This window comes from Pseudomonas sp. MD195_PC81_125, assembly GCF_014060985.1.
GTDB classification, from domain to species: Bacteria; Pseudomonadota; Gammaproteobacteria; order Pseudomonadales; family Pseudomonadaceae; genus Aquipseudomonas; species Aquipseudomonas parakoreensis.
The window spans coordinates 1-8,093 of record NZ_JABULD010000094.1 but is presented as its reverse complement, the minus strand read 5'-3'; the positions used below and the strand labels follow the sequence as shown (position 1 = coordinate 8,093).

Sequence of the window (8,093 nt, the reverse complement as noted above, 5' to 3'; positions counted from 1 at the left end):
GTCGATCATTCAACATTTGTATCGACTGACCCGACGCCTTCGCGAGCAGGCTCGCTCCCACAAGGGGATAGACAGTCCTCAGCGGATAAAGTGGATCTTGCCGCTGTCATCATTACCCATGTAGATCCCATACACCCCGGCCTGGCGTTCCTCGATATAGCGCTCGAGGATCTGCCGGATCGCCGGGTAGTAGATCTGCTCCCACGGAATGTCTTCAGGGGCAAAGAACTTGTAGTCGAGCGTCTCGGGCCCGAACTGGCCGGTGATCTCCAGCGCGATCGCGCGGAAGATGATGTACACCTCGCTGATCTTCGGCACGCTGAAGATCGAATACGGCGAGACGATTTCCGCACGTACGCCGCTTTCTTCCCAGACTTCGCGCAGGGCGGCCTGCTCGGTGGTTTCGCCGCTTTCCATGAAGCCGGCCGGCAGCGTCCAGGTGCCGGGGCGCGGCGGGATCGCCCGTTGGCACAACAGGTATTTGCCGTCCTGCTCGATGATGCAGCCGGCGATGATCTTCGGATTGACGTAGTGGATGTAGCCGCAGCCGCGGCACATCAGGCGCTCGTGCGTATCGCCCGGCGGAACTTGCTGACCGAGGTCAGGGCCACCGCATTTCGGGCAAAAGCTCGGGCTGAACATGTCAGTGACCTATGCGCGGTTCTTTCAGCGCGATCGGCAGGGTGATGTTCGGCGTGGCGCCGGTCTCTTCCTGTTTGCGCTTGAGGTAATCGAGGGCCACGGCGGCTGCTGCACGCACGTGGTCGACGCAGGCCTGATGCGCCGCCAGCGGATCACCGCTCTTGATCGCCTCGACCATTTTTTTCCATTTCGTGGTTACTCGCGCCGCGCCGGTTTTCCTGCGATACGGAGGTTGCGCGCAGGTAGCTGATGCGCGCCTGCAACTGGCGCAACTGCGTGGCCGCTACATGGTTGCCCGAGCCTTCGAGCAGCACGTCGTAGAAGCCCTGCACCGAGTCGATCACCTGTTGCAGTTCGCCGTCCTTGAGCGCCTTGCGGTTCTCGTCGAGGGCTTTTTTCCAGGGCCTTGATGTCCTTGGCCTTGGCGCGCAGGGTGAACAGCTGGACGATCAGGCCTTCGAGCACGCAGCGCAGTTCATAGATGTCGACTGCATCGGCGAGGGTGATGATCGCTACGCGCGGGCCTTTGGCATCGGCGAATTCGACCAGGCCTTCGGACTCCAGGTGACGCAAGGCTTCGCGCACCGACGTGCGGCTGACACCGAGGCGATCGCACAGATCGCGCTCAACCAGACGATCGCCGGGCATGAGCTGGAAATTCATGATCGCGCTACGCAGTTTGTCCAGCACGATTTCGCGCAGGGTAACGGGGTTGCGATTGACCTTGAAGCTGTCGTCGAGTGGCTGGCGTTTCATGGGGTCCGCTCTTGATGTTGGCTGTCCATGCCAGACGGGCATCTAAACAGCCGAGGGGTTAACTGGAGGCCTCGGCGTCGGCTTCGGCGAAGGCTTCACGGGCGAGCCGGAAACTGTCCACGGCTGCCGGGACGCCGCAATAAATACCGACCTGAAGCAGAATTTCGCGTATTTGCTCACGACTCAGGCCGTTACGCAAGGCGCCGCGCACATGCAGCTTGAGTTCGTGCGGACGGTTGAGCGCCGAGATCATCGCCAGGTTGATCATGCTGCGCTCCTTGAGCGACAAACCCTCACGGCCCCAGACATGGCCCCAGCAGTATTCGGTGACCATTTCCTGCAGCGGGCGGGTGAAGTCGTCGGCATTCTCGATCGAGCGCTGCACGTAGGCTTCGCCCAGCACCTGGGTGCGGATCTTCAGGCCTTTTTCGTACTTTTCGTTACTCATAAATCTTCCTCACACACACATTGCCCTGTAGGAGCTGCCGAAGGCTGCGATCTTTTGATCTTGCTCTTAAAAATCAAAGTCAAAAGATCGCACCTTCGGCAGCTCCTACAGGGTGGGTTTCGTTCTTACGTGCGCAACCGCCCAATCGCCCGCCGATACTTCTCGACCCGCTCCAGATCCTCCCAACCTGGCGAGGCAATCCGCGACAGGTCGCTGTTCTCTTCCAGATCCGCCAGTTTCACCACCCGGCCAATCGGGTTCTGCGCCGCGCGCTCGACGAAATCCTCGTAGGATTCGCCCGGCACTTTGGTCACCGACTCAATCGCCGTCAGCACCTCTTCGCTGAAACCTTCCTTGCGCAAGTCATCGAGGCTGACGCCGCAATCCTCGACCACGTCGTGCAGCACGGCGACGATGCGTTCTTCCAGCGAATTCATGCGCAACATGACTTTCAGCGGATGCAGAATGTACGGCGCACCGCCCTTGTCGACCTGCCCGGCATGGGCGGTGGCGGCGATGGCGATAGCGCGTTCGAGTGTCTGGGGCATGGAGATTCCTCGGGTTAGAGACCGTAACGGCCACCGACGTGGATATTGCGTTTAAGCCAGTTGCCGATTGTTTTCAAACGCCCCACTGGCCGGGCATGTTGCTCAAGCAGCATGGACACCAATGTCGCTTGGTCCACCTCCCGATGCGCATCGATCACCTGCGCAACCCACGCACAATCAGCCTTCTTCAAATGCTCACGCCATTCGCCGGGCCAGCCATCCAGCTCATCCAGCGCCAACCACCGCGCCCCGCCCTGATTGGCATGCCCGCCGCCAATCGATTGCTCGAAGCAGAATGGCGTCGCCGGTCGGGACTGGTCGATGCTGAAAATGTAGATGTCTTGAGTGGGGTGCTGCGGGGTGGGGGCATTGTTGCGGCTGCCGATTTCGATCATGCGCGGTTCCGTCCTTGGGTGAGGCGTTACAACTTGTTTCGCAGTCTACGTCGTGGTGCCGATGGTGGGAACCTTTGGCGATGAGATGTAGACGGACAACTGAAATGGTTCAACCCACCCTCTTTTGTGTAACATTTCCAAACCAAGGTATTTACAAGGATGTTCACCGTGTCAGGAAAACCTGCTGCTCGAGTTACTGATCTAACCTCCTCCTAATGCTTGGTGCGCCTTAGCTAACTGAATGTATGCAAGAGTGAGAGCCGCATGAGGTTTATCAAAAAAATAATGGCACTGGTAAAGCCAGAACCTAGGCAAGAGCAAATAGCCGGGTACAGCAAACAGGAGCTTAAAAGCTTGTTTGCTCGGCCTTTAGTTCAGACCAACCTACCGGTTCAGCCTCCCACTACTTCATTGGAAAGCGCTGATATCTGCGCATTTTTTTTCGCAGTTCCTAATCGACCCTAAAGATTTGGTTGAATTTGAATCACTCGTCGAATCTCACTTCAGAAAAAATACTGAAAGAACCTTCAATGACCTTCCGGTATTTGAATACGAAAGCGCATTGAGCGGAGACCGACTGATATTCTTCGCATCTACTAGAGAATTCAACTCCGTCACGATTCGTTTGATAACTAATAGCCTTGAATTTTTAACGATGCTTAACCGCAAAAAATTTGCGGTTCCTCCACCTTGGTTTGCTTTTGAAGGCTACGAGCCTGCTTGGTGGGGAGGCAGCATGCAAGGTGCTCAAGAGTATTACGACAACAATTACTTTTTCAGTTTTTTCACTCAATTGAGTGACATTGAAAAGCAATCTTATTATTCGAGGTTTGGCGCAACTGATGAGTGGATCGAAAGGTTAGAATTAATGTACGACACCGAGTGATTTCAACAGGAGCACCTTCGCGTACTCTCACCGGAATGGTTGATGGAACCTTCCGAGACGAACCTATCTCGAAACCATAAGCGCCCCGCTCACGATCAAACACGGGGCCATGGGAGAGTTCCGCGATGAACATCCGAATGTTGCTCCTGATCACCACCTTCACCGTCATTCCCACCTGCGTCATGGCCGAAGGCTGCGACGTCCAGACCCAATCCTCCAGCGCCTCGGTGTCAGCCGTGGAAACCCACAGCTGCTACGAATATGAAGGCATGCCCGTCAACTCCATCGACTGGTCGTGCAGCAATGAGAGCAAAGACATGCTCAGCAGCACTAAAACCAAAGTCGACCACTGCGCTGATCACTATCAGGCCACGTGTATCGCCACGATCACCCAGAAATCCCTGGCCAACCCGCACTCCACCAGCAAAGACAAAAACGCCAAGGCGCTGAACATCCCCGACAACGCCCAAGTGACCACGTATTACTACGACGCGGAGCATTTGGCCCAGGCGCGAATTGATTGTGAGAACGGGGGTGGGCATTGGAAGGCGAAATAGCGGCGTTTAGCGCGCATGAAAAAGGGACACTGATGGGTGTCCCTTTTTGCTCTAAATGGTGGGGAATCAATGCTTCATGGCTTCACACTGATTGCGCAAGTCCGAATTCCGGTCACTCGAACAAGTGCTGCCCTTCTTCGCTTCACAAAATGCACATGGGTACTGGAGCAAATACTGCCTTTTTCAGCCTCACACGTTGCGCGCAAATCCGAATCACGAATGCTCGAACAGGTGCTGCACTTTTTCGCCTCGCAGTAAGCGCGCTGGTCGCTGTCGCGAATGCTCGAACAAGTACTGCCCTTCTCCGCTTCGCAGGACGCACGCAAATCACTGTCCCGGATTGAGGAGCAAGTACTGCCTTCCTGCGTGGCCTGGCAGTAATTGCGCTGATCGCTGTCACTGATGTTGGAACAACTGGCAAACGTGTAACCGCTGAACATCAACAACATCGCAAAAATCAGTTTCATCTCACACTCCCTTGGCTTGCCAGGAAACAGCCTGGCGCTGGTTTATCCAATTCAAATGAGCGTCGCGACACGCCATCAAATTGGCATCGTTTTTGAAGAAAGTTACGGGGCGGGGATGGGTACTGGATTTTGGGATCTGAAAACCGCGTAGGAAATGACTGCGCGTGGTGAGGGAGCTTGTTATTGCGGGGCTGCGAAGCGGTTCCATACCCTGCGAGTCATTTTCCCCGGACACTCCGCAACCCTTGATTCACGACGGTTGCACCGCTGACCGGGAGCGAAAGCGCTGGCCACATCTGGTGATTTCACGTCCTACAGGCTGATTGCGACGGTGGGGATCGATGCCTAGAGTGGATCTGTCGCTGAACGAATTTGGCGATAGGGTTTCGCAGCCCTTAAGATTGACACCCTGTTCCGTCTGGCACGGCCAACTCCCGGCTGCGCAAATTTTATGGCGGTTGTGCGTGGGAGACCTTCGGGTCTGCCGGGTCTTGGTGTTAATCCTCCGGTCTGCGAACCCGCGCATAGCTGCCACCCATTTTGTTTCGCAGCAGGACGGTGGCAATTCTTCTCATTAAAAGGATTAGCACCATGACGAACAAAAAATCGCTCTACCAATGTGTTGACATGTCCTATCCGGCTTCGGATCACCCTGTCCTGCTGATTAATGCCGAAGCCCCCTTGAGTGACCTACATGCCTGCGCATCCGAACGCCTCGAGGCAGTCCTTAAGTATTTAGATCTCATGGCGTGCACCAGCCTCCCCGACCATTCCGAACACGACATCAGCACCATCACCACGATCGCGAGAATCCTGGTGCAGGACGTGAGGGATGTATTTCGGGTAATTGGGCAACGAGCAATTGAATCCTGACCCAAGCGTTCTATCCCCCCTTTGAAGCCATAAAAAACCGCGATATCGCGGTTTTTTGTCCTTTGGATGGGTCGGAGTAGAAAACTCAGTCGCAAAATCGGCTGAGGCTCCGTCGCTAGCGACTTTGGTCTCAACGTCTTCCACTGACAAAAACTTAGTGGCACTCTGACATCCGGCAATTGATCGGTGTACTGAGGATCTTCGATCCTGATCAGCGACAATCACGGCAACAGTAGACGAGGAAAGGATATCTCCATGAAAAAATTGCTCTTCATTCTCACACTCTTCAGCGCATTTTCTTGCTCCGCCGCGACAATCCTCAATCCGATGGATTTCGACGGTTCAGAAGCACAGAAACAACAGGTCATTGATTCCATCACCGCAACGGTGAGGAAGGACTACTGCGAAAAAAATCGACATGTGCCAGGAAAGCACTCTTCGCATGATGGAAAAGAAGAATCTTGACTCCTTCAAAGAAGCGACTAAAGCCACTGATCGAAAAATAATGAACGCAGTGATTCATGACTATTGCGAGAAAATTGACATGTGTAATTACAGCACTATATGGATGATGTACAAGAAAAATTTTGAAGCCAAGAACAAAAGCCTTACATGGTAGTTAAAGTACGGAACTTAAAGGTGATAGACCTATAAAACATCACACAAATAAATCTGTCACCTTTTCTTTCTTTTCTTTTTTCTTTCAGGCAAAAAAATAATAAATTCGCCCGTTAATCCCCCCACCAAAGAACAAATTATATGTCAATTAAAAAATCACAAAACGGCGACTGCAAACACACTGAAGCAACAAAATCCAGCACACCACTAACACAACTTACATTTTTCGCAAAAAAATCTTGGCCTTGGATTTTGATATTTTTTTTTACAGTATCAATTTCCGCCGCATATATTTCAAACTTTCACAACCATTCACTCTCATCAGACCCATCAGACTGGGGGGCACTAGGAGACTATTTCGGGGGGTTAGTAAATCCTCTGGCCTCAACAATCGCCTTATATTTTCTGATCAAAGCATATCTATCCCAAAAAGAAGAACTGTCCGAAACAAAAGATGCCCTAAAAGAATCGGCGGAACAAAATAAAATCTCCGCTGAAGCGCAGCGTGAGCTAGCCGAACTGCAAAAAAAAACAAAATATCGCTAAATGAAAAATCAATAAAAAGTCAATATTATTACTCAAAAATCGAGTCAAAACATAAAGAAATAAGTTTTCTATATGAGGAAATTGAGCGCTGCACAACGGCAAAAAACTCAGATAGATATACCTTTGATTCCAGTGGAAACAGACTCTATACAAACCCTGAAATAGACAATTACCGTAGTAAAATGTATTCAAAGGTTTCGAGGACACTAAAAGAAATTGCAGAGATTAACGCGCTATTAGCTCAAGACAACGAATGACATCCCACCCCCAAGAACCTTCTATGAGAGTTACGCATTAGTAATCATAAAACGAGGAAAAAAAAATGAAAGCAGGAAACGTTAACGGGCAAGATATAAAGCAAGAAGTCTGGTGCGACAAATGTGCAAGAACTGGGGCTCGCAATGGAAGCTTCACCACTTCCATAGAAAATGTCTCTCCGCAGCGGTGTCAAAATCAAAACTGTAATGATCCTGAAGCCGAGTTAAAAAACAGGAAAAAAAAGGTAAACCGCAGCACCAATCATGCCAAAAAAGAGAAGGCCTATTAATTTAAATAGGCCGAGCTTCTTTAACAAGAAGATGAACTTGACGTTTAGCGTTCCTCAAAAATTCGCCGGCGTATTCGCACTAATGATCTCCGCCTCATCCGCCCCGATATTCCGGAACTTGTGCGGCAGCGTCGTCGGAAAATAATACCCGTCCCCCGCACTCAACACGCTCACCTGCCCGTCCACCGTCAACTCGACCGTGCCGCGCGTCACCAACCCACACTCCTCGCCTTCCGCGTGAACAATCGGCTCTTCGCCGGAACTGGCACCCGGGGCGTATTGCTCGCGCAGCAAGCGCATCTGGCGGCTGGGGACCGAGGCGCCGATCAGCAGCAGGCGCAGGCCATGGCGGCCGAGGTCGGGTTGTTCGTTGGCGCGGAACACGTATTGGTGTTCGCGCGGGGGCTGGTCGAAGGTGAAGAAGTCGGCCAGGGACATCGGGATGCCTTCGAGCAGCTTTTTCAGTGAGCTGACGGAAGGACTGACGCGATTCTGTTCGATCAGGGAGATGGTGGCATTGGTCACGCCGCTACGCCGGGCCAGCTCGCGCTGGGAGAGTTTGTAGCTTTCGCGTACTAGTTTGAGTCGAGAACCCGTATCCATGACAGCCTTATGTGAGTAGTACTTAAGGGTAATGGGGGTGGGTGGCGGGTGCCGCGCAAGGCGCGCGGATCACGTTGCTCCCGTGTCCCGGAACCGTGAAAGGCGGCTATTAAATCACGTTTGCCGGTGTTGCTCAGCAGGTTCGATGGACGGTGGGTGAAATGAGCCTGCCGGTGGTATTTCCGGGCTGTATACAAAAACCTGTGG

Annotated in this window: 11 protein-coding genes and 2 pseudogenes; 6 read left to right on the top strand and 7 right to left on the bottom strand. The window is 52.8% G+C overall.

The window, feature by feature from the left end; all coding sequences use genetic code 11:
• Positions 1-78: 78 nt before the first annotated feature.
• The 5 genes and pseudogenes from HT737_RS03950 to HT737_RS03930 form a co-directional block, all read right to left on the bottom strand.
• Entirely contained in the window at positions 79-642 is a 564-nt protein-coding gene (locus HT737_RS03950) for an NUDIX hydrolase (RefSeq protein ID WP_098964282.1), read from the bottom strand.
• A gap of 1 nt (position 643) precedes the next feature.
• Positions 644-1,398: pseudogene (locus HT737_RS03945) on the bottom strand (GntR family transcriptional regulator).
• A gap of 58 nt (positions 1,399-1,456) precedes the next feature.
• Positions 1,457-1,846 (bottom strand): carboxymuconolactone decarboxylase family protein, encoded by a 390-nt coding sequence (locus HT737_RS03940; protein WP_007968634.1) that lies wholly within the window; start codon positions 1,844-1,846, stop codon positions 1,457-1,459.
• A gap of 125 nt (positions 1,847-1,971) precedes the next feature.
• Positions 1,972-2,394, bottom strand: a complete 423-nt coding sequence (locus HT737_RS03935) for an HD domain-containing protein (protein ID WP_182401513.1) — start codon at positions 2,392-2,394, stop codon at positions 1,972-1,974.
• A gap of 14 nt (positions 2,395-2,408) precedes the next feature.
• Complete coding sequence (locus HT737_RS03930; protein WP_131671286.1) at positions 2,409-2,789, bottom strand: hypothetical protein; 381 nt, start codon at positions 2,787-2,789, stop codon at positions 2,409-2,411.
• 469 nt (positions 2,790-3,258) lie between these two features.
• Between HT737_RS03930 and HT737_RS03925 the strand changes: the two genes are divergently transcribed.
• Positions 3,259-3,675, top strand: coding sequence for a hypothetical protein (locus tag HT737_RS03925; protein ID WP_306287167.1), 417 nt, complete (start codon positions 3,259-3,261; stop codon positions 3,673-3,675).
• Positions 3,676-3,800: 125 nt separating this feature from the next.
• Positions 3,801-4,232: a hypothetical protein gene (locus HT737_RS03920; RefSeq protein ID WP_182401511.1), complete on the top strand. Its 432-nt coding sequence runs from the start codon at positions 3,801-3,803 to the stop codon at positions 4,230-4,232.
• Positions 4,233-4,298: 66 nt separating this feature from the next.
• Here the strand turns inward: HT737_RS03920 and HT737_RS31700 are convergent.
• A pseudogene (locus HT737_RS31700) lies at positions 4,299-4,699 on the bottom strand (hypothetical protein).
• A gap of 591 nt (positions 4,700-5,290) precedes the next feature.
• Here HT737_RS31700 and HT737_RS03915 point away from each other — a divergent pair.
• The 4 genes from HT737_RS03915 to HT737_RS03900 all read left to right on the top strand — a co-directional run bounded on the left by HT737_RS03915 (position 5,291) and on the right by HT737_RS03900 (position 7,283).
• Positions 5,291-5,572, top strand: a complete 282-nt coding sequence (locus HT737_RS03915) for a hypothetical protein (RefSeq protein WP_047293507.1) — start codon at positions 5,291-5,293, stop codon at positions 5,570-5,572.
• 255 nt (positions 5,573-5,827) lie between these two features.
• Positions 5,828-6,037: a hypothetical protein gene (locus tag HT737_RS31160; protein ID WP_220459303.1), complete on the top strand. Its 210-nt coding sequence runs from the start codon at positions 5,828-5,830 to the stop codon at positions 6,035-6,037.
• A gap of 294 nt (positions 6,038-6,331) precedes the next feature.
• Positions 6,332-6,736: a hypothetical protein gene (locus HT737_RS03905; RefSeq protein WP_182401509.1), complete on the top strand. Its 405-nt coding sequence runs from the start codon at positions 6,332-6,334 to the stop codon at positions 6,734-6,736.
• Positions 6,737-7,058: 322 nt separating this feature from the next.
• Complete coding sequence (locus tag HT737_RS03900) at positions 7,059-7,283, top strand: hypothetical protein (protein ID WP_182401507.1); 225 nt, start codon at positions 7,059-7,061, stop codon at positions 7,281-7,283.
• 54 nt (positions 7,284-7,337) lie between these two features.
• Here HT737_RS03900 and HT737_RS03895 read toward each other — a convergent pair whose 3' ends face one another.
• On the bottom strand, positions 7,338-7,886 hold the full coding sequence (locus tag HT737_RS03895) for a cupin domain-containing protein (RefSeq protein WP_011333561.1): 549 nt from the start codon (positions 7,884-7,886) through the stop codon (positions 7,338-7,340).
• Between the last annotated feature and the right edge of the window lie 207 nt (positions 7,887-8,093).

What these genes read in the sequence shown, in the direction of transcription:
- HT737_RS03950 (WP_098964282.1), bottom strand. Translation starts at nt 642, where the DNA reads ATGTTCAGCCCGAGCTTTTGCCCGAAATGCGGTGGCCCTGACCTCGGT.
- HT737_RS03940 (WP_007968634.1), bottom strand. Translation starts at nt 1,846, where the DNA reads ATGAGTAACGAAAAGTACGAAAAAGGCCTGAAGATCCGCACCCAGGTG.
- HT737_RS03935 (WP_182401513.1), bottom strand. Translation starts at nt 2,394, where the DNA reads ATGCCCCAGACACTCGAACGCGCTATCGCCATCGCCGCCACCGCCCAT.
- HT737_RS03930 (WP_131671286.1), bottom strand. Translation starts at nt 2,789, where the DNA reads ATGATCGAAATCGGCAGCCGCAACAATGCCCCCACCCCGCAGCACCCC.
- HT737_RS03920 (WP_182401511.1), top strand. Translation starts at nt 3,801, where the DNA reads ATGAACATCCGAATGTTGCTCCTGATCACCACCTTCACCGTCATTCCC.
- HT737_RS03915 (WP_047293507.1), top strand. Translation starts at nt 5,291, where the DNA reads ATGACGAACAAAAAATCGCTCTACCAATGTGTTGACATGTCCTATCCG.
- HT737_RS31160 (WP_220459303.1), top strand. Translation starts at nt 5,828, where the DNA reads ATGAAAAAATTGCTCTTCATTCTCACACTCTTCAGCGCATTTTCTTGC.
- HT737_RS03905 (WP_182401509.1), top strand. Translation starts at nt 6,332, where the DNA reads ATGTCAATTAAAAAATCACAAAACGGCGACTGCAAACACACTGAAGCA.
- HT737_RS03900 (WP_182401507.1), top strand. Translation starts at nt 7,059, where the DNA reads ATGAAAGCAGGAAACGTTAACGGGCAAGATATAAAGCAAGAAGTCTGG.
- HT737_RS03895 (WP_011333561.1), bottom strand. Translation starts at nt 7,886, where the DNA reads ATGGATACGGGTTCTCGACTCAAACTAGTACGCGAAAGCTACAAACTC.